The sequence below is a fragment of the Pseudomonas sp. USHLN015 genome, from assembly GCF_037153275.1.
GTDB classification, from domain to species: Bacteria; Pseudomonadota; Gammaproteobacteria; order Pseudomonadales; family Pseudomonadaceae; genus Metapseudomonas; species Metapseudomonas tohonis.
In genome coordinates, this window is the sequence record NZ_JBBCKP010000010.1 from 73,467 (window position 1) to 99,285 (window position 25,819).

The 25,819-nt window shown below is 66.4% G+C and carries 11 protein-coding genes; 7 read left to right on the forward strand and 4 right to left on the reverse strand.

The features are described from left to right. Positions 1-25: 25 nt before the first annotated feature. The 4 genes from WFQ67_RS20680 (at position 26) to lapD (ending at position 3,757) form a co-directional block, all read left to right on the forward strand. Entirely contained in the window at positions 26-610 is a 585-nt protein-coding gene (locus WFQ67_RS20680; protein WP_213628778.1) for a UPF0149 family protein, read from the forward strand. A 13-nt stretch (positions 611-623) separates the two neighbouring features. Then, positions 624-1,025, forward strand: coding sequence for a YbaN family protein (locus tag WFQ67_RS20685; protein ID WP_337058056.1), 402 nt, complete (start codon positions 624-626; stop codon positions 1,023-1,025). A gap of 89 nt (positions 1,026-1,114) precedes the next feature. Beyond that, the gene (lapG, locus tag WFQ67_RS20690) at positions 1,115-1,798 is read left to right on the forward strand and encodes a cysteine protease LapG (RefSeq protein ID WP_337058154.1); all 684 of its coding nucleotides are present in this window, start codon (positions 1,115-1,117) and stop codon (positions 1,796-1,798) included. 3 nt (positions 1,799-1,801) lie between these two features. Continuing rightward, positions 1,802-3,757 carry a cyclic di-GMP receptor LapD gene (gene lapD, locus WFQ67_RS20695; RefSeq protein WP_337058057.1) on the forward strand — a complete coding sequence of 652 codons (1,956 nt, stop codon included), beginning with the start codon at positions 1,802-1,804 and terminating at the stop codon, positions 3,755-3,757. Positions 3,758-4,126: 369 nt separating this feature from the next. On the opposite strand, the gene WFQ67_RS20700 is transcribed toward lapD, so the two are convergent. From WFQ67_RS20700 to WFQ67_RS20710, 3 genes are all read right to left on the reverse strand, one after another. After that, positions 4,127-4,468, reverse strand: a complete 342-nt coding sequence (locus tag WFQ67_RS20700; protein ID WP_228723558.1) for a hydrolase — start codon at positions 4,466-4,468, stop codon at positions 4,127-4,129. Between the two features lie 275 nt (positions 4,469-4,743). Beyond that, the gene (locus WFQ67_RS20705) at positions 4,744-5,082 is read right to left on the reverse strand and encodes a tryptophan synthase subunit beta (protein ID WP_173177022.1); all 339 of its coding nucleotides are present in this window, start codon (positions 5,080-5,082) and stop codon (positions 4,744-4,746) included. A 76-nt stretch (positions 5,083-5,158) separates the two neighbouring features. Beyond that, on the reverse strand, positions 5,159-19,717 hold the full coding sequence (locus WFQ67_RS20710; RefSeq protein ID WP_337058058.1) for a retention module-containing protein: 14,559 nt from the start codon (positions 19,715-19,717) through the stop codon (positions 5,159-5,161). 465 nt (positions 19,718-20,182) lie between these two features. On the opposite strand from WFQ67_RS20710, the gene WFQ67_RS20715 reads away from it, so the two are divergent. From WFQ67_RS20715 to WFQ67_RS20725, 3 genes are read left to right on the forward strand one after another with little or no spacing between them, the layout of a single operon-like run. Further along, positions 20,183-21,538 carry a TolC family outer membrane protein gene (locus WFQ67_RS20715; RefSeq protein ID WP_337058059.1) on the forward strand — a complete coding sequence of 452 codons (1,356 nt, stop codon included), beginning with the start codon at positions 20,183-20,185 and terminating at the stop codon, positions 21,536-21,538. A 23-nt stretch (positions 21,539-21,561) separates the two neighbouring features. Further along, positions 21,562-23,721 (forward strand): type I secretion system permease/ATPase, encoded by a 2,160-nt coding sequence (locus WFQ67_RS20720; protein WP_337058060.1) that lies wholly within the window; start codon positions 21,562-21,564, stop codon positions 23,719-23,721. A 9-nt stretch (positions 23,722-23,730) separates the two neighbouring features. Then, on the forward strand, positions 23,731-25,086 hold the full coding sequence (locus tag WFQ67_RS20725) for an HlyD family type I secretion periplasmic adaptor subunit (RefSeq protein WP_337058061.1): 1,356 nt from the start codon (positions 23,731-23,733) through the stop codon (positions 25,084-25,086). 6 nt (positions 25,087-25,092) lie between these two features. Here the strand turns inward: WFQ67_RS20725 and WFQ67_RS20730 are convergent, their stop codons facing one another. After that, positions 25,093-25,680 (reverse strand): eCIS core domain-containing protein, encoded by a 588-nt coding sequence (locus WFQ67_RS20730; RefSeq protein ID WP_213628772.1) that lies wholly within the window; start codon positions 25,678-25,680, stop codon positions 25,093-25,095. Between the last annotated feature and the right edge of the window lie 139 nt (positions 25,681-25,819).

Genomic DNA, 25,819 nt, shown 5'->3' on the forward strand with positions numbered 1-25,819 from the left:
GTTTATTCCTCAAGGTAGTCCCACGATGTCCTTCGCTGAGCAACTGTCCCGCCTGCAAGCCTTCCTCGATGCCGATGACCTGCACGAAGAAGCCCTGGACTACGTGGCCGCCCATGGCTACCTGACCGCCCTGTGCATCTGCCCGGACCAGGTTCCGGAGCGCGAGTGGATCGACGCCCTGTTCGCCGAGCCACCGCACTACCGCAGCGACGCCGAGCGCGAGGAGGTCGAAGCCACCCTGCTGCTGCTCAAGGCCCACATTGCCCGCCAATTGGCCAGCGACGAAGACCCGGAGATGCCCTGCGACCTCGATTTGGGCGACGACCCGGACGATTCCGACCTGCGCGGCTGGTGCATCGGCTTCATGGAAGGCGTGTTCCTGCGCGAGTCCGTGTGGTTCGAGGACGCCGAAGAGGAAGTCAGCGAGCTGCTGCTGCCGATCATGGTCGGTTCCGGACTCTTCGACGAACAGCCCGAATTCGCCGATATCGCCGCCGATCGCAACCTGGTCGACGAAATGGTCGAGCAGATCCCCGAGCTGCTCACCGCCCTGTTCCTGTTGTGCAACGCCCCGGAAGAAAAGCCCGCCCTGCTAAAGCCGCGTCACTGAGACGGTCGCGCTGATGGCGCACGGTGATATCCGCCAGAGCCGCAACCCGGCAGTGCGCTACGTACTGCTGGTGGTCGGCTGGCTCGCCGTCGTCCTGGGTGTGATCGGCATCTTCCTGCCGGTATTGCCGACCACACCCTTCCTCCTTCTCGCCGCTGCTTGCTTCGTGCGCAGCTCGCGTCGCTTCTACCTCTGGCTCGTCAACCACAGGCACCTCGGCCCCTGGATCAGGGACTACCTCGAAGGCAACGGCATCCCGCTCAGGGGCAAGGTCTACGCCATCGGCCTGATGTGGATCAGCATCGCCTTCTCCTGCTACCTGGTGCCCATGCCCTGGGCGCGCGGCTTCATGCTCACCAGCGCCGTGCTGGTCACCGTCTACATCCTTCGCCAGAAGACCCTGGGCCGCGACTGAAACCCCGTCTTCGAACATCGCCCGAGCCCACCGGCAAAAAGCCCGACCACCACCTAGACTGCACTGATCCAAGGGCGGAGACCCTGATGATGCAGCTAGGGCGGCGTGCGAAAGCGAAGCAAGGACGGCCACGAACCGCGTGGCTGGCCCTGCTCGCCTGCCTGCTGGTCTCGGCGGTCGCCGCCAACTGGGATTTCGGCCTGATCCTGCAGAACGCGCAGAAGCGCTACGGCAGCCTCGGCACCGCCAAGGAGCGCATCGAGGCCTGGAGCGCGCTGATCGACAGCAGTGGCGAGCTGCCGGAGAAGGAGAAGCTCGCCACGGTCAACCGCTTCTTCAACCGCCAGCTGCGCTTCGTCGACGACCAGCGCAACTGGGGCCAGAACGATTACTGGGCCACCCCCGTCGAGGCCCTGGTCAAGGGCGCCGGCGATTGCGAGGACTACTCCATCGCCAAGTACTTCACCCTGCGCCGCCTCGGCATCCCGTCCGAGAAACTGCGCATCACCTACGTCAAGGCGCTCAATTACAACCAGGCACACATGGTGCTCACCTACTACGCCAGCCCCAGCTCGGACCCGCTGGTACTGGACAACCTGATCGGCGAAATAAGGCCGGCCTCGCAACGCAAGGACCTGCTGCCCGTGTACGCCTTCAACGCCGAAGGTCTGTACACCGCCGGCAAGCGCAGTGGTGACAGCAAGAAGCTTTCGCGCTGGCAGGACATCCTGCAGAAGATGCGCGCCGAAGGCTTCGCCATTGGAGAGGGATAGACGATGTCGTTACTCAAGCAGCTGTTTCTGGCGATCTGCCTGTTCCTCGTGGTGGCCTTCACCGGCAGCTTCCTCGCCGGGGTGGAAAGCTCCCGGGAACAGCTGCGCAGCCAGTTGCGCTCCCACGCCCAGGACGCCGCCACAGCCCTCGCGCTGTCCATGACGCCCCACGTGGACGACCCGGCGATGATCGAGCTGATGGTCAGCTCCATCTTCGACAGCGGCTACTTCGCCCGCATCCGCGTGGTCAACATCGCCGATGAGAAGGTCATCGTCGAACGCCAGGCCGACCCGACCTCCGACAAGGTCCCCGCCTGGTTCGTCCGCCTCGTCGACCTGCGCGCCCAGGGCGGCGACGCCCTGATCATGCGCGGCTGGGAACAGGCCGCGCGGGTCGAGGTGCTCAGCCACCCGCAATTCGCCCTGGCCAAGCTGTGGGACAGCGCCATCGGCAGCCTCCTCTGGCTGCTGCTCTGCGGGCTGGTCAGCGCCGTGCTCGGCGGCTTCCTCCTGCGCACCCAGCTGCGCCCGCTGGACAACATGGTGCAGCAGGCCCAGGCCATCAGCCGCCGCGAGTTCCTCACCCTGCCCCGGGTGCCGCGCACGCCCGAGCTCAAGCGCGTGGTGCTGGCCATGAACCAGATGGTCGACAAGCTCAAGACCCTGTTCGCCGAAGAGGCCGCGCGCAGCGAGAAGCTGCGCGAGGAGGCCTACCAGGACAGCCTCACGGGCCTGGCCAACCGCCGCCAGTTCGACATCCGCCTGGGCAACCAGCTGGCCGTGGCCGAGCAGAACGCCGCCGGCTACCTGCTGCTGCTGAGGGTCAACGACCTCGGCGGCCTCAACCAGCGCCTCGGCGGCCAGCGCACCGACGCCCTGATCGGCGCGATCGGCGAACTCCTGAAGAAGCGCGTGGAGGAGCGTGGCAACCCCGACTGGCTGGCCTCGCGCAGCCGCGGCGGCGAATTCACCCTGCTCGCCCCCGGCCTGGACAACGAGGACGCCGACCGCCTCGCCCAGAGCCTCAGCGACTCCCTGGAAAGCCTGCGCGGCACCGGCGCCAGCGACTGCACCCCAGTGGCACACCTGGGCATCGCCGCCTTCCGTCCCGGCGAGGACGCCACCAGCGTCATCGGCCGTGCCGACCAGGCCCTGGCCCAGGCACAGAGCAACCCGGCGCACCCGTGGGAGCGCCTCGACGACTACCAGGCCGCACCCAACCAGGGCCTGCACAGCTGGCGCGCCTGGATCGACGAAGCCCTGCAGCAGGGCAAGCTGCAGCTCTACTTCCAGCCCGTGGCCGAATGCGCCGCCCCCGCGAGGCTGCTGCACCGCAAGGTCCTCGCACGGCTTCTCGACCCGCAGGGCGAGGCCGTGGCCGCCGGGCGCTTCCTGCCCTGGATCGAGCGCCTGGGCTGGGCCGCGCGCTTCGACCTGGCGATGCTCGAACACACCCTCGCCCACCTCGACCGGCACCCCGAGCCGCTGGCCCTGAGCCTGTCCGCCGCCACCCTGCGCGATGACGCCACCCAGGAACGCCTGCTCGCCATGCTGCGCGCCCATCCGCAACACGCCGAGCTGATGACCCTGGAAGTGGACGAACGCTTCCTGCCCCCGCCCGCTGCGCTGGAGAAACTCAGCCAGGCCGTGCGCGAAGCCGGCTTCCACCTCGGCCTGCAACACTTCGGCGGGCGCTTCAGCCTGATCGGCAACCTCACCCACCTGGGGCTGGCCTACCTGAAGATCGACGGCACCTACATCCGCGCCATCGACCAGGAAAACGACAAGCGCGTGTTCATCGAGGCGATGTTCCGCGCCACCAACAGCATCGACCTGCCGCTGATCGCCGAGATGGTGGAAACCCAGGGCGAACTGGCCGTGCTCGGCGAGCTGGGCATCCAGGGCGCCATGGGCCGCCTCATCGGCCCGCCCGCCCCCTGGAGCGAAACCCAGGCCTGATGAATGTTGGCCGGCGGCGCACCCGTGGGAGCGGTTTCAACCGCGAAGGCCGAGGCACTCGCCCCAACCCTTTTCGCGAATGAATTCGCTCCCACAATGAACTCGCTCCCACAACGACGATGCGCTGCGCCGGGCCTCGCTTTGTTGGGCCTCGCTGCGCTCGGCACCAACCTACGGCACGCGCCTGTGGGAGCGGTTTCAACCGCGAAGGCCTAGGCACCCGGCCTAGCCCTTTTCGCGAATGAATTCGCTCCCACAACCCAAACACCACCCACCCCGCAGTCTTCGTAGGGTGGGCTTCAGCCCACCAAGCCGCCCGCAAAAGAAAACGCCCGCATCTGCGGGCGTTCTCGTTACGGGTGGAGCCGGTTAATCGTCACGGTTGGTGTCGTTGTCGCTGTCATGGTCACTGCCACCGAACTGGGCGTCACGGTAACCATCGTTGTCCAGATCATGGTCACTGCCGCCGAACTGCGCATCGCGATAACCATCGTTGTCCTGGTCATGGTCGCTACCACCGAACTCGGCATCGCGATAGCCGTCGTTGTCCAGGTCATGGTCACTGCCGCCGAACTGGGCATCGCGGTAGCCGTCGTTGTCCAGGTCGTGGTCGCTGCCACCGAACTGGGCATCACGATAGCCATCGTTATCCAGGTCGTAATCCACCGCATGGGCCGTCACCGCCCCAAGCGCCACCACAGTCAAAAGCACGCCCAACACACGTCTGGTGAAGACACCCGCTTTTGTCGCCATCTCGCTTATCGCTCCTGAAGAGGACATGACGGCCGCAACCCGGGTCACCCTCGGTGGACCGAGGAGCCGTCGCGCAATAGAACGCAACGGCAGGCGCCGGTTCTGTCGCCTCCGGGGCATTATCTTTTGCCATTCGTTTCAGGCAGGAAAACCCGTGGGAGCGCTTTCAACCGCGATGGGCCAGGCAGCCGCCCGAGCCCTTTCGCGCAGGATCGCGCCCCGGCGAGCAGGGTTCAATAAGGCAGGCGCCCCTCGTCCTGCACCAGGCTGCCGAGCCCTTCCACCTGGGCGCGGGCCTGGGCGCGGTGCTGGAGCTTGTTGCGCGCGGCCTCGGGCAGGTCGGTGTAGCGCATCACGCCACGGTCGACGAGAACGCTGACCAGGTCTTCGATCACCCGCACGAGCTCCAGGTCGGAATGCTGCAGCGACATCAGGTGCTCGTGCAGCGAACGGCTGGCCAGCCAGCTCTGCACCTCCGGATCCGCGGCCGGCATGCTGTGGGTCATGTTCTCGAAAGGCTCCGACTCGACCCGCAGCACCCGGCCCCGCTCATCACGCTGTACGTACACCATGGACTGCTCTCCCCAGCGAATCCGCATAAAAAAGCCCGCCACCCGGAAAGGTGGCGGGCCGCCTCGTTCAAAGAGCTTAGACGTCAACCTTCAACGTGCCATCGCCCAGCATGCTGGAGATCACACCGCCGGCATCCGCCACCCCGTAGGAGGTCTGCAGGTTGATGCCGTCGAGCACGATGGTCGGGCCCGCCGCCCCGGCACCGGTGCCATTGGAGTCCACCGTGATGGTGGTGCTGGCCCCGAAGCTGAAGGTCAGGTACTGGCTCAGGCTGCCCAGGTTGGCGTGCTCACCGGAGAGCAGCTGCGACAGATCCAGCGAATCCAAACCCTTGGCGAAGTCGGTGATATGGGTGGTCCCCGTCTCGCCCGCCAGCCACTTGAAGGTATCGGCACCGTCGCCGCCGCTGAGGATGTCATTGCCACCGTTGCCGATCAGGGTGTCGTTGCCTGCCAGTCCACTCAGCGTGTTATCCCCGGAGTTGCCGATGAGCACATCGCCGAAGTTGGAACCGATCAGGTTCTCGATGCCCGACAGGGTGTCGGTGCCCGCGCCGCCGGTGTTCTGCGCCGCCGCGGATGCCAGGCTCACCGTCACGCCGGAGGTCGCGTCGATGTAGCTGGCGGTGTCGTTCCCGCCACCGCCGTTGAGCGCGTCGTCACCGGCGCCCCCTACCAGCAGGTCGTTGCCGTTGCCGCCATTGAGGGTGTCGCTGCCGGCCCCGCCGATCAGCACGTCATTGCCACTGCCACCGGCGAGCGTGTTGCCGAGGGTGCTGTTGTCGATGACGATCTGGTCGCTGCTGTCACCCGAACTGCCGATGGTGCCGCTGTTGTCCCGGTCTACATCGACTGCACCGGCACTGCTGACCGCACCCTGCTCGTCCTTGGTGGTGTAGGTGAACGAGCCGCCCACCGAACCGCTATCGGTGAAGCTGGTGGTGCCCGCCAGCCCGGTGCCGCTGTGCGAGACCGAGCCACCGCTGGCACCTCCGACGCTGTTCAGCGAGAGGACATTGCTGTCCGCATCGGTGTCGTTCCACAGCAGCGCCCAGTCCGGCACCACCACAGAGGCGTTGTAGGCCACCACGTGGTCGGCATTGGCGACCGGCGCATCGTTCACCGCATTGAGGTGCACGTAGGCGATGGCAGAGGCACTGTCGGCGCCGCCGTTGGCGGTGCCGTCGCCATCCCTGACGGTAAAGCTCAGGGTGCGGTCCAGGGTGGACGGGTTGTCGGAGGTGTTGGCGTAGGCGATCTGCTGGATCAGCGCCTGGATCACCGCGAGGGTCGCCAGGTTGTTGGTGAAGCTGATCGTCAGGCTGCTGCCATTGGTGCCGCCGGCGATGGTACCGATGGTGGTGGTGCCCAGACGCAGGTTGCTGCCGCTCACGTTGAGCTGACCGCTACCTGTACCCTGGTTGACCACCGACAGCTGGTCCGCCGTCGTGCCGTTGGCGGTGAAGGCCACCACCAGCGAGCCACCGTTGAAGTTCGGCGAATCGACATCGCTCAGCGTGACGCTGCTGTCGATGATCCTGACGCCGGCGTTCTCGGTGTAGTTCAGCGTGCCGCCCATGCCTCCCAGCACCGGCGCATCGTTCACCGGCGTGACATCGAAGGTGATGGTGTTCGGGTTCGGGTCCAGGTCGACCCCACCGTTGGCCGTGCCTCCGTTGTCCTGGACCTGGAAGGTGAACTTGGCGTAGCCGGTGCCGCTGGCGTTCGCCGCCGGGGTGAAGACCAGCTTCCCGGCATTGATGTCCGCCACCGAGACGGTGGTCCCCGCACTGATCGCGCTGCCGTTCAGCGTGAGCTGGCCAGCGGTGGGCAGCGTGGTGATCTTCACGGCGGCCAGGCTGTCGCCTTCGGCGTCGGAGAAGCCGAAGCTGCTCGCGCTCAGCACGTGGCTGGCGTCCTCAAGCAGGCTGAGGGTCGCGTCCGCACCGGCAGGCGGGCTGTTGGCGTCGATCACGTTGACCGTGAGGGTCGCGGTGTCGGTGGTGCCATCGGAGTCCACCAGGGTGTAGCCGAACTGCTCGGTGAGGTTGCTGGTGAGGCCGTCGGGTGCCACGTAGCTCCAGGCGCCGGTGGCGAAGTTGAAGGTCAGCTTGCCGTGCTGCGCCGTCTCGATGCCGGTCAGCACGCTGCCGGAAATCGGCGAGCCGCTGCTCGGGGTGATGGTCGAGGTGCCGTTCCAGGTGTAGGTGACACTGCCGATGGTGATCGACTTGATGAAGCCGGGGCCGTCCACGCCGTAGCTGTCATCGTCCGCCGTACCACTGACGCCATCGCTGCCCCAGAGCACGTTGCCCGATACGTCGCCACCGACCACCTGGCCGAGCAGCGCGTCCACCAATTGGCCGAAGCCGGCCACGTTGAGCGGCGACCCCTGCCCATCGAGGTCGACATCCTGCAGGCGGGCATTGTTGATGCCGTCGCCGATGCCCACCGTGGTGACGTTGATGCCATTGCTGTCGACGAAGTTGTTCCAGGCCGTCGCCGTGGCATCGGTCAGCGAGTTGCCGCCGGTTCCGGTCTGCTCGTTGGGGTTGCCGTCACTGATGAACACGACCTGGTTGCTCCACCCCGGGACCGGGGTGTAGGCACTCATGGTCTGCTGGATGCCGGCCGTGAAGTCGGTGTTGCCATCGAACGGACGGACCCCACCGGCAGCCGGGTTGAGGCTGTTGATCAGCGAACTGAAGGCCTCGACGCTGGTGACCGGCGCGTAGGACGCGGCGGTGGAGGAGAACGCCACGACCTGCAGCTGCACGTGCCCCGAAGTGCCGTCGAACAGCTCGGCACCGGCCTGCTTGACCGCGGTGAGCATCTGGTTGAGCTCGGTGTTGTCGATGCTGCCGCTGAAGTCGAGGACGAACACCACGTTGAAGTCCTTGCCATGGCCTTCGACCACGCTGGCGACATCGTTCTTGGCATCCGGACCGTTGTCCACGGCCACCACGTTGATGGTGGTCTGGGCGGTGTTGGAGTCCGTCGCGCCGTCGTTCACCACAACCGTCACGTTGCGTGGCGTGGTGCTCGGGTTGGTGCTGGTGCTGGAGTAGCGTACCGCCTCGATCGCCGTCTCGTAGGCCGCCTTGGTGGCGACGCCGGTAAGGGTGACGGTGATCTTGCCGGCGACGCTGGTATCCACCACACCGGTGATGCCGCTCGGCAGGCCGCTGGCGGTCAGCACGTCACCGGCCTGGGCGTTGGTCAGCACGACCTTGGCCGAGGCGATGGTGCTGTTGTCGATATCGGTGACCAGGGTGTCGATATCGGCGATGGCCACGGCCGGGGTGCCTTCGGTGTAGGTGGTCTGGTAACCGGTGCCCACCACGCCGCTGCTGTCGTTGCCGTCCAGGTCGAGCTGCGGAGCGTCATTGACCGCCGAGACGTTGATGGTGACCGTAGCGGTGTTGCTATAAAGGCTGCCGTCGCTGACCTGGTACTGGAAGGTCGCGTAGGGCGAGCCGTTCTCGTTGCCATCGGGCACGAACACCAGCTTGCCGGCATTGATGTCTGCCACGCTGATCACCTGGTTCAGCGTCACGGCCACGCCGTTGAGCTTGAGTACACCGTCGGTGGCCAGCTGGGTCACCTTGATGTTGTCGAAGGCGCCCGAATCGACATCGCTGTCGTTGATCGGCCCGGTGCCGTCGTTGCCGAACAGCCCGGTGGCGGTGATGGTCACGGCATTGTCTTCGGTGGTGCTGAAGGTGTCGTTGACCGCCACCGGCGCGTCGTTCACCGCCGAGACATTGATGGTCACGGTGGCAGTGTTGCTGTACAGGCTGCCGTCGCTGACCTGGTACTGGAAGGTCGCGTAGGGCGAGCCGTTCTCGTTGCCGTCCGGTACGAACACCAGCTTGCCGGCATTGATGTCGGCCGCACTGATCACCTGGTTCAACGTCACCGCCACGCCGTTCAGCTGCAGCACGCCGTTGCTCGCCAGCTGGGTCACCTTGATGTTGGCGAAGCTGCTGGAGTCCACGTCGCTGTCGTTGTCCGGACCGGTGCCGTCCGCGCCGAACAGGCCGGCGGCGGTGATGGTCACCGCAGTGTCCTCGGTGGTGCTGAAGGTGTCGTTGACCGCTACCGGCGCATCGTTCACTGCAGCGACGTTGATGGTGACGGTGGCGGTGTTGCTGTACAGGCTGCCGTCGCTGACCTGGTACTGGAAGGTCGCGTAGGGCGAGCCGTTCTCGTTGCCGTCCGGCACGAAGGTCAGTTTGTTGGCGGCGATGTCCGCCGCGCTGATCACCTGATTGAGGGTCACGGCGACGCCATTGAGCTTGAGCACGCCATCGGTGGCCAGTTGGGTGATCCTGATGTTGGCGAAGCTGCTCGAATCGACATCGCTGTCGTTGTTCGGGCCGGTGCCATCACTGCCGAACAGGCCGGTGGCGGTGATGGTGACCGCAGTGTCCTCGTTGGTGCTGAAGGTGTCGTCGACCGCAACCGGCGCATCGTTCACCGCAGCGACGTTGATGGTCACGGTGGCCACGTTGCTGTAGGTGGTGCCGTCGCTGACCTGGTACTTGAAGGTCGCGTAGGGCGCGCCGTTCTCGTTGCCATCGGGCACGAACACCAGCTTGCCGGCGTCGATGTCGGCCAGGCTGATCACCTGGTTCAGGGTCACGGCGGTGCCATTGAGCTGCAGCACGCCGTTGCTCGCCAGCTGGGTCACCTTGATGGTGGTGAAGGCGCCGGAGTCCGCGTCATGGTCATTCAGCGGGCCGGTGCCATCGGCGCCGAAGAGCCCGGCGCTGGTGATGGTCACCGAGGTGTCTTCGTTGGTGCTGAAGGTATCGTTGACCGCCACCGGGGCATCGTCAGCCGCCGTGATGTTGATGGTCAGCGTGGCGTCGGACGGGTCGCCGTCGGAGTCGACGATGGTGTAGCCGATGTGCTCGGCGGCGTTGCCGGTCAACCCGCTCGGCGCGGTGTAGCTCCAGGCGCCGGTAGAGAAGTTGAAGGCCAGCTTGCCGCCCAGGTCGGTGGTGATGTTGACCTGGGCGGTGGCATTGCTGCCGTTCCAGGTATAGACGTCGCCATCGACGGTCAGGGACTTGATGCCGCCCTTGCCGTCGGCGCCGAAGCCGTCGTCGTCGGCGGTGCCGGCGACGCCATCGCTGCCATTGAGTACGTTGCCGGAGACCATGCCGGTGCTGACCTGGTCGAGCAGGGTGTCCACCAGGTCGGAGAAGTCCCCGATCAGGATGGGCGAGCCGCTGCCGTCGAGGTCGACGTCCTGCAGGTTGTCATTGTCGATGCCGTCACCGATGCCGATGGTGGTGACGTTGATGCCGTTGTCGTTGATGAACTGCTGCCAGTCGGTGGCTGTCTGGCTGAGCAGGGCATTGCCGCCCTGGGTCTGCTCGTTGGGATTGCCGTCGCTGATGAACACGACCTGGTTGTTCCAGCCCGGGAGCGGGCTGAAGGCATCCATGGTCTTCTCGATGGCGGCGGTGAAGTCGGTGTTGCCGTCATAGGGACGCACACCACCGGGCTCGTTCGGGTCGAGGGAATTGATCAGGCTCTCGAACGCCGCGAAGCTGGTCACCGGCGCATAGGACTTGGCGTCCCCCGAGAAGGCCACGACCTGCATCTGCACGTCACCGGTGTTGCCGGCGAACAGGGCCTGGGCGGCGGCCTTCACCGCATCGAGCATCTGCCCGAGCTCGGCCTTGCTGATACTGCCGCTGAAGTCCAGCACGAACACCATGTTGATGTCCGGCGCCACGCTCTCGCCCACGGTCGCCACGTCGTTCTTCGCCACCGGGGTGTCGTCGTCGACGTTGATGTTCAGGGTGCCGTTGGCGCTGTCACCGTCCTTGTCGGTGACCTTGTAGGTGAGCTGGAAGGCCTGGTTGTTCTCGTTGTCGCCATCGGCGTGATGGATCGGTGCGTTCTGCACCACCGAGTAGGCGCCGGTCTGGCTGTTGGTCAGGGTCACCGTCAATACGGTGGTGGTGCCCTGCTTGATCACCAGGTTGTTGCCAGAGGTCTCGTAGGTGAAGCCCGCCGGTGCGCCGGTGTTGACCCAGCTGATGCTGCCGGCGTTGTCGTTGCCGTAGCTGTGGCTGAGGGTGCCGGTGGCGTTCTGCGAGTCGGCGTCATCGCCCGTACCGCCGGGAATGCCATTGGGCCGCGCGTCGTCGTCCAATTGCACCGTCTGGTTGGTCCCGGCGCTCGGGCCGTCGTCCTTGAAGCTGATGACCTTGCCGATGTCCAGGTTGCCGGTGGCGGTATCGCCGTCCTTGTCGGTCACGGTGGCGCTCAGGCTGATGTGCCCCGAGCCGAGGAACTTGGCCTCGTCCGCATCGGAAGTCGGGTGGACGATCGCACGGATCTGGTCAAGGGTGACCTTGCCGTCCGCACCAACGGTGAGGGTGAACACCAGGTCGCCGCCGGTGGCGGTACGGCCCTCGACCACGCCCGCGCCGTTGACGCTGAGCACTACGTTCTGCCCGCTGGCGGTATCCACCAGGCCGGAATTGGCGTTCTGCACGGTCAGCTTGTAATCCAGGCTCTGCAGCCCGTCGGCACCCGGCTGGACGTTGAACAGGCCACTGAAGTCGGCGGTGGCGTTCTGCATCAGGTTCGACTCGTCCACCTGCAGTTGCTGGGTGGCCCCCCAGGTGACGGTGGTGCTGACATCGTTGTAGTCGTAGTCGGAAGTAGCGGTCTTGTCCTCCCAGTTCTGGTTGCCGGCGCTGCCGGTGTCCTGCAGGTGCGAGCCGCCGGGGTTCAGCGAGGCGTCGCTGAACAGCACGTTGGCACCGTCGGCGCCGGTCAGCGGGGTGCTGCCGACGAAGGCCTGCCATTTGCCGCCCACCAGCTGGAAGGTGATGTCGGCACCGTTGGCCAGGCCGCCGTTGGCGCCACCGTCGGGGATGATGAAGAAGCCGGTGTGTGCCGGATCCAGGCTACTGATGTCGGCGCTGTCGCCGGCGCTCTGGTTGTGCACGTTGGCCCAGATCACCTTGCCGCTGACCGGGGTTCCGTCGTCGCCCTTGATGTAGTAGCCATAGCTGTTGCTGTAGCCGGCCGAGGTACCGACGAAGGTCACCGAGGAGTTCAGGTCCAGGGCGCCGACCTGGATGGTCGGGGTGTCGTCGTTGATGGTCACGGCCAGGCTGCCGGTAGCCGAGTCATCATCCTTGTCGGTCACCTTGTAGCCGACGTTGAGGGTGATGTTGTCCTCGGTGCCGGCGGTCGGGTGCATCAGCGGCTTGAGCAGATTGACGGTGTAGGCGCCGCTGGCCAGGTCGGTCAGCACCACGGTCATCAGGTCGCCACGGGCGCTGCTGATGGTCAGGGTGTTGGTCGAAGCGTTCCAGGTCGAAGTCACGCTCTCGCTGCCCAGGCTGGCGGGCCCGGTCAGTTCGATGGACTTCAGACCGTCGTTGCCGGCGTTGTAGTTCAGCGTGCCGCTGGTGCTGGTGCTGGCCCCGGCCGCATCGCCGGGACCACCGTTGATGCCACCGGACAGGCCCTCGTCGTCGAGCACGGCGGTGGCAGTGGTGTTGCCGGCGGTGGGCGCGTCGTCGCGGAAGCTGATGGCGTTGCCCAGGTTCAGGCTGGCATTGCTGGAGTCGCCGTCCTTGTCGGTGAGGGTCGCCGTCAGTCTCACCAGATCGGCCGAAGACAGGCCGGTGGCCTGGTCCGGCCCGCTATTGGGGTTGTGCAGGACGGCCAGTTTCTGGTCCAGGGTGACCTTGCCGTCGGCATCCACCGTGACCTTGAAGGAGATCGCACCGCTCTGGTCGCCGACCCGGCCGACCACGGCGTTGCCCTCCAGGTACAGCTTGATGTCGCTGCCGGTGGCGGAGTCCTTCAGGCCACTGTCGGCACCTGCGGCCTTGACCTCCAGCGCATAGGTGGTGGTGCCGGCGCCATCGTTGCCGTAGCTGCCGGTGAAGGCTCCGCTGAAGTCGCGGGTGGCATCGGTGGCGAGGGTGGTTTCATCCACCTGCAGGCTGCCGGATTCGACCTGGCCGGCGCTGATGGTCGGCGCATCGTCCCTGAAGCTGATGGCATTACCCAGGTTGAGGCTGGCACTGCTGGCATCGCCGTCCTTGTCGGTGATGGTCGCCACCAGTTTCACCAGGTCCGCGGCGGACAGGCCCGTGGCCTGGTCGGGCCCGGTGTCGGGCGAGTGCACGATGGCACGCACCTGGTCGAGGGTGACGTTGCCGGAAGCATCCACCGTGACCTTGAAAGCGATGGCACCGGTGGAGGTGCCGACACGGCCCACCACTTCGCCCCCTTCCAGGTAGAGCTTGATGTCGCTGCCGCTGGCGGTGTCCTTCAGGCCGCTGTCGGCGCCCGGGGACTTGACCTCCAGGCTGTAGCCGATGCTGCCGGCGCCATCGGCGCCGTAGTTGCCGGTGAAGGCGCCGCTGTAGTTGGTGGTGGCGTTGAGCGCGAGGTTGGTCTCGTCCACCTGCAGGCTGCCCACCTGGGCCTGGCCGGCACTGATGGTCGGGGCGTCGTCCTTGAAGCTGATGGCGTTGCCCAGATTGAGGGTGGCGCTGCTGGCATCACCGTCCTTGTCGGTGATGGTCGCCACCAGTTTCACCAGGTCGGCCGCACCCAGGCTGCTTTCCTGGTCCGGGCCGGTGTTCGGCGAATGGACGATGGCACGCACCTGGTCGAGGGAGACCTTGCCGTCGGCGTCCACGGCGAGCTTGAAGGAGATCGCGCCATTCTGGTCGCCCACGCGGCCGACCACTTCGCCGTTCTCCAGGTACAGCTTGATGTCGCTGCCGGTGGCGGTGTCCTTCAGGCCGCTGTCGACACCCGGGGACTTCACGTCCAGGGCATAGGTGGTGCTGCCGGCGCCATCGGCACCATAGGCCTTGATGAACGCGCCACTGAAGTCGGTGGTGGCGTTGCCGAGCAGGTTGGTTTCATCCACCTGCAGGCTGTCCGCGGGAATGGCCGTGGCGCGGATGCTGGGGGCGTCATCCTTGAAGCTGATGGCGTTGCCCAGGTTGAGGGTGGCGCTGTCCGGGTCGCCGTCGCGGTCGGTGATGGTCGCGACCAGTTTCACCAGGTCGGCGGCGGAGAGCCCCGTGGACTGGTCAGGCCCGGAATCGGGCGAGTGCACGATGGCCAGTTTCTGGTCGAGGGTGACCTTGCCGTCGGCATCCACCGTGACCTTGAAGGAGATCGCCCCGCTCTGGTCGCCGACACGGCCGACCACTTCGCCCCCTTCCAGGTACAGCTTGATGCTCTGGCCGCTGGCGGTGTCCTTCAGGCCGCTGTCGGCACCCTCGGCGCTGATGGCCAGCGCGTAGGTGATGGTGCCCGCGCCGTCACTGCCGAAGCTGTGGGTGAACGCGCCGCTGAAGTCACGGGTGACGTCGGTCGCCAGGAAGCTTTCGTCCACCTCCAGGCTGCCATTGGCGGCCTGGCCGGGGTCGATGTTCGGGGCGTCGTCACGGAAGCTGATGGCGTTGCCCAGGTTGAGGCTGGCGCTGCTGGAGTCACCGTCCTTGTCGGTGATGGTCGCCACCAGTTTCACCAGGTCGGCGGCGGAGAGGCCGGTGGCCTGGTCAGGCCCGGAATCGGGCGAGTGCACGATGGCCAGTTTCTGGTCGAGGGTGACCTTGCCATCGGCGTCCACCGTGACCTTGAAGGAGATCGCCCCGCTCTGGTCGCCGACACGGCCGACCACCTCGCCACCTTCCAGGTACAGCTTGATGCTCTGGCCGCTGGCGGTGTCCTTAAGACCGCTGTCGGCACCTGCGGCACTGACGGCCAGCGCGTAGCTGATGCTGCCGGCGCCATCCGCGCCATAGCTGTGGGTGAAGGCGGTGCTGTAGTCGAGGGTCTTGTCCACCAGCAGGTTGGTCTCGTCCACCTCCAGCGCGGCGCTGGCGATCTCGCCGGCGCTGATGCTCGGGGCATCGTCGCGGAAGCTGATGACCTTGCCGATGTCCAGGCCACCGCTGACGCTATCGCCGTCGCCGTCGGTCACCGTCAGGTTGAGCTTGACGTGGCCGGAGCCGAGGAAGGCCGCTTCGTCCGGATCGGACGTCGGGTGTTCGATGGCACGCAGCTGTTCGAGGGTGACCTTGCCGTCCGCGCCCACGGTCAGGGTGAAGACGACCTCGCCGCTGGCGTCACCGACGCGGCCCACGACCTGGCCGTTCTCCAGGAACAGCACCACGTCATCGCCGGTCTCGGTGTCCACCAGCCCGGAGGCCGGGTTGGTGACTTCCAGGCCGTAGTCCAGGCTGCCCAGGCCGTCGGCACCGGGCTGCACGTTGAACAGGCCGCTGAAGTCGGCGGTGGCGCTGGCGCCCTGCCCGAGGTTGGTCTCGTCCACCTGCAGTTGCAGGGTCGAGCCCCAGGTGACGCTGGTGCTGACGTCGTTGTAGTCGTAGTCGGAGGTGGCGGTCTTGTCTTCCCAGTTCTGGTTGCCGGCGTTGCCGGTGTCCTGCAGGTGCGAGCCGCCGGGGTTCAGCGAGGCGTCGCTGAACAGCACGTTGGCACCGTCGGCGCCGGTCAGCGGGGTGCTGCCGACGAAGGCCTGCCACTTGCCGCCCACCAGCTGGAAGGTGATGTCGGCACCGTTGGCCAGGCCGCCGTTGGCACCGCCGTTGGGGATGATGAAGAAGCCGGTGCTGGCCGGGTCCAGGTTGCCCAGGTCGAAGGTGTCGCCGTTGCTCTGGTCGTGGACGTTGGCCCAGATCACCTTGCCGCTGACCGGGGTGCCGTCGTCGCCCTTGATGTAGTAGCCGTAGCTGTTGCTGTAGCCGGCGTCGGTGCCGACGAAGGTCACCGAGGAGTTCAGGTCCAGGGCGCCGACCTGCAGGGTCGGGGTGTCGTCGTTGATGGTGACCGCCAGGGAGCCGTCGGCGGTGTCGCCATCGCCATCGGTGACCTTGTAGCCGACGTTGAGGGTGATGTTGTCCTCGGTGCCGTCGACGGTGTGCATCAGCGGCTTGAGCAGGTTGACGGTGTAGGCGCCACTGGCCAGGTCGGTCAGCACCACGGTCATCAGGTCGCCACGGGCGCTGCTGATGGTCAGGGTGTTGGTCGAGGCGTCCCAGGTCGAGGTGACGCTCTCGCTGCCCAGGGTGCTGGGCCCGGTGAGCTCGATGGATTTCAGGCCATCGGCACCGGCGTCGTAGCCGAGGCTGCCGCTGGTGCTGGTGTGGGCGCCGGAGACATCGCCAGGCCCACCATTGATGCCGCCGGACAGGCCCTCGTCGTCCAGGGTACTGGTGGCGGTCACCTGGGTGGCGCTGGGGCCGTCGTCCTCGAAGCGCACCACGCCGCCGATGCCGACGGAATCCACCGACACGTCGCCATCCCCGTCGGTGACGGTGACCACCGCGCGGATCTTGCCGGAGAGGTTCAGCGCATCGTCATGGTTGGCGGTATCCGGGTGCTGCAGCGGGATGTACTGGGCGATGCTGATGCTGCCGTCCTGGCCGATGGCCACGGCGAAGGCCGCCTGGCCGTTGTAGGTGCCGCCATCCACGCGGCCGACCACCAGGCCGTTCTCCACGCTGAGCACGATGGACGAGCCGTCCAGGGTGGTGAGCCCCGAGTCGGCGTCCTGCACTTCCAGGCTGAGCACGGTGGTCGCGCCCTCCTGGTCCTCGCCGGTGGTACTGCCGGAGGCATCGACCACCGGCCCGTTGCTGGTGGCGTAGCCGGCCGCCAGCGCGGTGCCGGCATTGGCCACGCTGCTGAACAGCGCGATGACGCTCGGGCTGTTGGTGTCGTTGTCGTTGGCGTCGTTGCCCGGGGTCGGGGTGGCGGTGCCGTTCTGCAGGCCGGGGGTCTCGTCGTGGGTGACGCGAGCGCCTTCGACCACCTGGATGCTGGCGGTGGGGGCGTCGTCCTCGAAGCGGATGGCCCCACCGATGTTGACCGTGGCGACGTCGACATCGCCGTCCCCGTCGGTGACGGTGACCACGGCGCGGACCAGGCCGCCGAGGTCGACGCCCTCATCGCGGCTGCCGGTATCGGGGTGGTTCAGCGACATGTACTGGGCAACGCTAATGCTGCCGTCCTGGCCGATGGCCACGGCGAACACCGCCGCGCCGGGGCCCTGGTCGCCGCCGTCCACGCGGCCGACGATCAGGCCGTTCTCCATATAGAGGCGGATGCTCTGGCCATCGGTGGTGGTGAGGCCCGAATCGGTGCCGTCGCCGCCGTTGATCGCCAGGCTCAGCACCGTGGTGGCGCCTTCGTCGTCCTCGCCGGTGCGGGTGCCGGCGGTGCTGACCACGGGGCCGGCGCTGGTGGCGTAGCCCGAAAGATCGGTGCCGACGTTGGCCACGCCGGCGAATAGGGCGATCACATCCGGGTTGCTGGTGTCGTCATCGAGTGCGTCGCCCTGGGGCGTCGGGGTCTCGGTGCCGTTCTGCAGGCCGGCGCTCTCGTCGTGGGTGACGCGCACGCCTTCGAGTCGTTCGATGACGGCGGTGGGGCCGTCGTCCTCGAAGCGGATGGCACCGCCGATGCCCACCTGGGCGGTGTCCACGTCGCCGTCGCCATCGGTCACGGTGACCACGGCGCGGACCTTGCCGGCCAGGGTCACGGCGTCATCGGCGCTACCGGTGTCGGGGTGATTGAGCGAAACGTACTGGGCCACGCTGACGCTGCCATCCTGGCCGATGGCCACGGCGAATGCCGCCTGGCCGTCGAGGCTGCCGCCGACGATACGACCGACCACCAGCCCGCCCTCGAGGCTGAGCACGATGGAATGGCCATCGGTGGTGGTGAGGCCGGAATCGCTGCCGTCACCGTCGACGATCGACAGGCTGAGCACGGTGGTGGCGCCTTCGTTGTCCTCGCCCGTGCTGCTGCCGGAGATATCCACCACCGCGCCGTCGCTGGAGGCGTAGCCGGTGCTGGAAAGATCGGTGCCGGTGTTGGCGACGCCCGCGAACAGGCTCACCACCGACGCGGAACTGGTGTCGTTGTCATTGGCATCCCCGCCCGGGGTGGGCGTGGCGGTGCCGTTCTGCAGGCCGGCGCTCTCGTCATGGCTGACCCGCACGCCTTCGTTGGCCTGGATGCTGGCGGTCGGGCCGTCGTCGACGAAGCGGATCAGTTGGCCGATGTCGGCACTGGCAACGGCCTTGTCGCCGTCGCCGTCGGTGACGGTCAGCACCGCGCGGATCAGGCCGCTGAGGTCGATGCTGTCGTTGGCATCGCTGCCGTCGGGGTGATGCAGGGACTGGTACTGGGCGACGCTGATGACGCCGGTGTCCGGGTCGATGGCAATGGCGAACGCGGCGTTGCCGTCGGCATCGCGACCGACCACCAGGCCATTCTCGACGCTCAGGGTGATGGGGCTGCCTGCGGTGGTGGTGAGGCCGACCGCTTGTGCCTGCGGGCCCTGCTCGCCTTCGCCATCACCGCCCTCGCCTTCGCTCAGCGCCAGGGAATAGACGGCGGTGGCGCCGCCTTCGTCGGCGCCGAATTCATAGGTCGCCACGACCGCAGGAGCGGTGCCCTGGGCATAGGCGCGCATGTCGGACGAGGGATTGGCAACGCCATCGAACACGGCCAGCGGGCCGCTGACGTCATTGCTGCCCGGCTGCAGGCCGGCGCTCTCGTCGATGACCACTTCGCCGCCTTCGCGCGAGAAATCCAGACCGGCGCTGGGGCCGTCGTCGTTGATGGCGATGGTCAGCGGCACGGTGGGCGACACATCGCCGTCGAGGTCGAAGACGCGCACGCTGAAGTTATCGAACAGTTGGTCGTCGGCCCCGGTGGCATTGGGGTCGCTATGGTCGAGGCTGTTGTCGGTAAGGGTGTAGGTCCAGTTGCCTGCGGCGTCGAACACCAGCACCCCATAGGTGCCCTGAACGGTGCCGCCGCCAGCGACGTTGATCCAGTTGCCGCTCGCGTCCAGCACCTCGATGCGGCCGATGCCGTCGGGGGAATTGATGATCAGGGTGCCCGAGGTGGTCTCGGCGTCGCTGCCGGGGTTGCTGCCCGGCTGGCCGCCACCGCTTTCGCCGCCGTCCAGCGCTTCTTCGTCCACCACGCCGGGGCCGGTGACCACACTGCCTTCTCGGTCCAGGAAGACCACGGTCAGCTCGGGGCTGAAGTCGACGGGCGCGAGGATTTCAGCTTCAGGGAACAGCGGGCCGGCCGTGATCGGACCGGTGGGGAAGCCGATGGTCGGGTCCAGCGCTCCGCCGGTTTCCGAGAGCAGCACGAAGGAGTGGCCGCCACCCGCGCCGCCTGCCCCGCCGGCACCGCCAGCGCCAGGGCCAGCAGCCGTGGCCTCACCGGTCTGGGTCGGGTCCGCGCCGGCCTCGATCGCGGCCTGCAGTTGCTGGACGTCGGTCAGGTCCTGCTGGCTCGGCGGTTGCTGTTGCTGGGCGTCGGCAGTGGGGTCGACGACCGGCGTGTCGCCGTTGCTGGTGGCCAGCAACTGGGTGGTCAGGTTGAGACTGCTTTCGCGACCCAGTGTCAGTTCGCCGCCGTTGGCCAGGGCCACCGAGACTGCACCTTCGGAACCGGTGAGCAGTTGCTCGCCGGCAAAAAGCCTGTCGCCTTCAACCAGGGGCCGACGCGTTCCATCGCTTGCTACCGCGAACACCTCGCCTACAACCCGACTGACGACACCGATTACCGTAGCCATGAATCCTTCCTCCACCACAACTGCCGACCACCGCCGACACCTATCGCAAAAAGGGTCAAGACAGGCCTGCACCGGAGGTTTGGAAGAAGGAAAAACTGAAGCGGAATGGAACGACATTAATCAGGTCAAAAAATTCGCGACAAAAAATCGTCACTCATTCTCCGTGTCGTACTACTCCATCAGAACATCCCCGCCCCTTGGGCTCTGAACCTTGTTTGACCGCCCTAGCCGCTCGCGCTGAATGGCCTGAAGGCCTGATTAATCGCGGCTGACAGGAAAAGAAGATGTGCCCGATTGTGAGGAGTGCATAAGATTTTTTCGGCATAAATCATGTGAGAAAAATTTCTTAGCTTCTCCAAAAGATGTTCTTAGCTCTGATGTTACAAGCCTGAAACGGTTGAACAGGCGATTTCGCCAAAAAAATGGCGATCCGTAAAAGAGCATCGAACAAGGAGACACCCCCTCATGCGAGCAATGACCCCCCTCTGGAGCAGCATGCTGTTGGCACTCGCCAGCGCTCAGGTCCAGGCCATGAACCTCACCGAGGCTATCCAGAGCACTCTCGATAACCACCCGGAAATCCGTGCTGCGTCCAATGCTCGGCTCGTCGCCGACGAAGAGAAGAAAATCGCCAAGGGCGGCTATCTACCGACCGTCGACCTGATAGCCGGTGTGGGCCGTGAAAACACCGACAGCCCGAGCACGCGCGCGCTGGGCGATCACAACACCGAGACACTGAACTACCGCAACGCCGAGCTGCGCCTGCGGCAGATGCTCTTCGACGGCTTCAACACCCCCAACGAGGTGGGCCGTACCGAAGCGGTGGTCAACTCCCGCGCCTACTACACCCTGGGCACCTCGGAAAGCCTGGCGCTGCGCACCGTCGAGGTGTACCTCGAAGTGCTCAAGCGTCGCGAGATGGTGGCCCTGGCCCGCAACAACCTGCAGTCGCACCAGCGCGTGGGCGACCAGATCAACCTGCGCAGCCAGCGCGGCGTCGGCAGCATGGCCGACTCCGACCAGTCCGCTGCGCGCCTGGCCCTGGCCGAGAACAACCTCTACACCGAGGAAGTGAACCTGGCCGACGCCGAAGCCAACTTCCTCAGTGCCGTCGGCCGTCCCGCCGACGAGCTGGAAGCGCCCGCGACCATTCGCGGCGAAATGCCGGCGGACCTGCTCGCCGCCCGCCAGACCATGATGGACAACAACCCCTTCCTGAAATCGGCCCAGGCCGACGTGCAGGCGGCAGAGAAGCAGTACGAGTCGGCCAAGTCGCCGTTCTACCCGCGCTTCGACGCCGAGCTGGCGACCACCGCCGATGACAACGTGCAAGGTGATGAAGGCCACTACAACACCTGGCGGGCCGCCGTGGTGATGAACTACAACCTGTTCAACGGCATGCGTGACAAGGCCCGCCTGCAGGCGGCCGCGCACTCGATCAACCAGTCGATGGACATCCGCAACAACGCCCTGCGCGTGCTCAACGAGAACCTTGCGCTGGCCTGGAACGCCATGGAAAACGCCCGCCTGCAGACCCCCAAGGCGCGTGACTACGCCGACTACACCCAGCGCGTGCGCGAGGCTTACCAGCAACAGTTCGGCCTCGGACAGCGCACCCTGCTCGACCTTCTGGACAGTGACAACGAACTCTTCACCGCCAACCGGCGCTATGTCGAGGTGCGCTACACCGAAGAGTTCGCCATGTTCCGCGTGATCTCCGCCATGGGCGATCTGCTGCGCCGGCAGAACGTCGTAGTCCCGGCTGAGGCCATCGCCGCTTCTGAAGTGAAGAGCGAAGCCCGTCTGCCGGAAATGAAGTGATCGAGGTTCCGGAGTAGCAGTAGATGACCACCATGGAAAGGGCGGGTGCCGCCGTCGACCCCCGGCAGAGTCACGACGACCCGCTGCTGGACGGCCTGCTGATCCTCTGCAGGCTACACGACTGCCCCGCCAGCCGGGGCAGCCTCACCGCCGGCCTGCCGCTGGCGAACCAGCGGCTGACACCCGACCTGCTGGCCCGTGCAGCTGCACGGGTCGGCCTGCAGGGGCGGCTGCTGCGCCGTGACCTGGGGGCTATCTCTCCGCTCAACCTGCCGGTGCTGCTGCTGTTGAAGGATGGCCGCAGCGCGGTGCTCCACCAATGGGGCAAGGACGGCCGCGCGCTGATCCTGCCCTGCGAATCCGACGGCGGCCAGCAATGGATCGACCGGGATCTTCTGGACGCTGCCTACAGCGGCGAAGCCCTGTTCGCCCGCCCCCGCCATGAACTGGAGGAAACCCGCGCGCCGCTCGTGCCACGGGTCAAGTCCTGGTTCCGCGACACCTTGCGGCTGTCGCGCTGGCTCTATACCGATGCGGTGCTGGCCAGCCTGCTGATCAACCTGCTGGGCATGCTGGTGCCTTTGTTCGTGATGCAGACCTACGATCGCGTGGTGCCCAACCAGGCCACCTCGACCCTGTGGGTGCTGACCATCGGCCTGCTCATCGGCACTGGTTTCGATCTGCTGCTGCGCGTGCTGCGCGCGCACCTGCTGGACACCGCCGGGAAGAAGACCGACGTGGTGCTCTCGGCCACGCTGTTCGAACGCATCACCGGCATGTCGATGAAGGCGCGGCCGACCACCATCGGCGGCTTCGCCCAGAGCATCCACGACTTCCAGGGCCTGCGGGAATTCCTCACCGCGGTGACCCTGACCAGCCTGATCGACCTGCCCTTCTCCATCCTCATGCTGCTGGTGATCGGCCTGCTCGGCGGCTGGCTGGTTGTGATCCCCATCCTTGCCTTCCCCCTCACCGCGATCTTCGCCTGGATCATCCAGACCCGCCTGCGCGACACCGTGCAGCGCAGCCTGGCCCTGGGGGCGGAACGCCAGGCCCTGCTGATCGAGACCCTCTCGGGCCTCGAGACGCTCAAGGCCTGCAGCGCCGAGAGCGAGCGCCAGCACCGCTGGGAACGCACCCACGGCGCCCTCACCCGCCTCGACAGCCACGCGCGCTTCCTTTCCGCGCTGGTGACCAACGGCACCATGTTCCTGCAACAATTCGCCGGCCTGGCGATGATCATCGCCGGGGTCTACAGCATCATCGCCGGCAACCTCAGCGTCGGCGCCCTGGTGGCCAGCTACATGCTCAACAGCCGTGTGCTGGCGCCGCTCGGGCAGATCGCCGGGCTGATCACCCGCTACCAGCAGGCGCAACTGACCATGAAGAGCACCGACTCGCTCATGGGCCTGCCACAGGAACGGGAGAACAAGCAGCAGCCACTGGAGCGCACCCACATCAAGGGCGCCATCGATGTGCGCGGCGTGAGCTTCCGCTACCCCGACCAGGCCGCCCCCGCACTGGCCAACGTTAGCCTGCGCCTGAATGCCGGCGAACGGGTCGGCATCATCGGCCGAAGCGGCTCGGGCAAGAGCACCCTCGCGCGCCTGGTGATGAACTTCTACAGCCCCGACGAAGGCCAACTGCTGCTGGACGGCATCGACCTGCGCCAGTTGGACGTCGCCGACCTGCGCCACCAGATCGGCTTCGTCACCCACGACATGCCGCTGATCGCCGGCAGCCTGCGCGACAACCTCACCCTGGGCGCGCGCTACGTGAACGACGCACGGATGCTGGAGGTGGCCGAACTGACCGGCGTCACCGAGCTGGCCCGCCAGCACCCGCAGGGCTTCGACCGCCCGGTGGGTGAGCGCGGCCAGCTGCTCTCCGGCGGCCAGCGCCAGGCGGTGCTGCTGGCCCGCGCCCTGCTGCTCGACCCGCCCATCCTCCTGCTGGACGAACCCACCAGTGCGATGGACAACACCAGTGAGGACATCCTGCGCAACCGCCTGCACGGCTGGGCCCAGGGCAAGACCGTGCTGCTCATCACCCACCGCGCCTCCATGCTCAGCCTGGTGGATCGCCTGGTGGTGCTCGATGGCGGCCACATCGTCGCCGACGGCCCGAAGGACGCGGTGATCGAAGCCTTGCGCAAGGGCCGCGTCGGCCCGGCGGCCGTCTAGGAGCAGATCATGGAAAACACCCGATCGATCCGCGACTACTTCGGTGGCATGGGCAGCAAGCCCGATACCGAGTTCATGCCCGAGGTGGACGGCGCAGCGCTGGAGGACTCCCCCACCGGCACGCGCGTCACCGTGTGGGTTGCCTGCACGCTGCTTATCGTCGCCCTGGTCTGGGCCAAGTTCGCCGTGCTGGAGGAAGTCACCACCGGTGAAGGCAAGGCCATCCCCTCCAGCAAGATCCAGGTGATCCAGAACCTGGAGGGCGGCATCGTCTCCGAGATCTTCGTCCGCGAAGGCCAGGTGGTAAGCAAGGGCGACGTGCTGCTGCGCCTGGACGACACCCGCTTCCTCTCCAACAAGGGCGAGACCGAGGCTGATCGCCTGGCGCTTATGGCTCGGGTGCAGCGGCTCTCCGCCGAGGCGGAGGACCGCCCCTTCAAGGTGTCGGAGGACATCGCCAAGGTCTCGCCGCAACTGGCCGAGGACGAGATGGCGCTTTACAGCAAGCGCCTGCAGCGCCTGGACAGTGAGCAGCACATCCTCCAGGAACAGCTGCGCCAGAAGCAGCAGGAGCTGGCCGAGTTCCGCTCCAAGTCGCAACAGTACGCCTCCAGCCTGGGGCTGCTGCAGCAGGAACTGAACATGTCCCAGCCGCTGGTGGGCACCGGCGCCATCTCTGAAGTGGAGATCCTGCGCCTGCGCCGCAGCGCGGTGGAGATGCGCGGCGAGCTGAACGGCACCAACCTGGCCATCCCCCGGGCCGAGGCGGCGGTGAAGGAAATCGAGCGGAAGATGGAAGAGAGCAAGCTGTCGTTCCAGTCGGACGCCTTCAAGGAACTCAACGAGGCCCGCACCGAACTGCAGAAGATCACCTCCACCGGCAAGGCCATCGATGACCGCGTCACCCGCACCACCGTGGTATCGCCGGTGAACGGCATCATCAAGCAGTTGAAGGTCAACACCATCGGCGGCGTGGTGCAGCCGGGCAACGACATGGTGGAAGTGGTGCCGCTGGAAGACAACCTGCTGATCGAGGCGCGCATCCGCCCGCAGGACGTGGCCTTCCTCCACCCGGGACAGAAGGCGATGGTCAAGTTCAGCGCCTACGACTACACCATCTACGGCGGGCTCAAGGCCAAGCTGGAGCTGATCGGCGCCGATACCATCACCGACGACAAGGGCAACAGCTTCTACCTGATCCAGGTGCGCACCGACAAAAGCCACCTGGGCAAGGACGACCACCCGCTGCTGATCATCCCGGGGATGATCGCCACGGTGGATATCATCACCGGCGAGAAGAGCGTGCTCGACTACCTGCTCAAACCGGTGCTCAAGGCTCGCTCGGAAGCCATGCGCGAGCGCTGATCACCCTCATTCGCCGCGCCGCAGGGCGCGGCTCACCTCCAGTTGGCGGGCATAGGCCGGCGACTCGACCGCATCGAAGTCGCGGCTGTAGCGCCGGGCGAAACCGTCGCTGCCCCATTCCCGGTACTGCTGCACGTGGAACAGTTCATGGGCCCAGAGCGCCACATCGTGCAGGGCCGCCTCCGAAGTGCGGAAGACGATGATGTCCACCAGGGTCACGGCCTTGATGTCGGGGTTCTGCAGCATGGTGCGCGCGGCGTTCATCTCGTCGTTGTCGCCGACCTTGTAGCGCACCGCATCGAGCAGCTCCGCCGAATACCAGGGCAGCAGGCGCTGGCGGATTTCCGGGGGGATCGGCAACGTCCCCTGCTGCGCCGCCGAATCACGGGAGCGCAGCAACCAGCCCTCCAGCGCCGACGCGGCCACCGCGCCGGCCTGCTCCTGATAGGGCGCCAGCACGCCATTGGGGTCGGGCACGCAGATGCAGCCGCCCAGGCACACCTCGGTCTCGCCTTCGGCACAGGCGAGCGCCAGGTTAGAAGCAGACGTTATGAACAGGGCCAGCAACAGGGACACGGGCAAGGCGCGGGGCATGGAGGGTTCTCGAAAGGCAAGGCGGCGATGGTGGTGGAAAGGCGGCATTGAGACAACGGCAAAAGCCGTTATGCGTCAGGGCGACCTGTTGGAGGCGACCTGTAGGGGCGACTTCAGTCGCCCAGCGGCGCGCAGCGCC

Excerpts from the sequence above, each read along its gene's own strand:
- WFQ67_RS20720 (WP_337058060.1), top strand. The coding sequence starts at position 21,562 with ATGACCACCATGGAAAGGGCGGGTGCCGCCGTCGACCCCCGGCAGAGT.
- WFQ67_RS20680 (WP_213628778.1), top strand. The coding sequence starts at position 26 with ATGTCCTTCGCTGAGCAACTGTCCCGCCTGCAAGCCTTCCTCGATGCC.
- lapD (WP_337058057.1), top strand. The coding sequence starts at position 1,802 with ATGTCGTTACTCAAGCAGCTGTTTCTGGCGATCTGCCTGTTCCTCGTG.
- WFQ67_RS20685 (WP_337058056.1), top strand. The coding sequence starts at position 624 with ATGGCGCACGGTGATATCCGCCAGAGCCGCAACCCGGCAGTGCGCTAC.
- WFQ67_RS20730 (WP_213628772.1), bottom strand. The coding sequence starts at position 25,680 with ATGCCCCGCGCCTTGCCCGTGTCCCTGTTGCTGGCCCTGTTCATAACG.
- WFQ67_RS20705 (WP_173177022.1), bottom strand. The coding sequence starts at position 5,082 with ATGGTGTACGTACAGCGTGATGAGCGGGGCCGGGTGCTGCGGGTCGAG.
- WFQ67_RS20715 (WP_337058059.1), top strand. The coding sequence starts at position 20,183 with ATGCGAGCAATGACCCCCCTCTGGAGCAGCATGCTGTTGGCACTCGCC.
- WFQ67_RS20725 (WP_337058061.1), top strand. The coding sequence starts at position 23,731 with ATGGAAAACACCCGATCGATCCGCGACTACTTCGGTGGCATGGGCAGC.
- lapG (WP_337058154.1), top strand. The coding sequence starts at position 1,115 with ATGCAGCTAGGGCGGCGTGCGAAAGCGAAGCAAGGACGGCCACGAACC.
- WFQ67_RS20710 (WP_337058058.1), bottom strand. The coding sequence starts at position 19,717 with ATGGCTACGGTAATCGGTGTCGTCAGTCGGGTTGTAGGCGAGGTGTTC.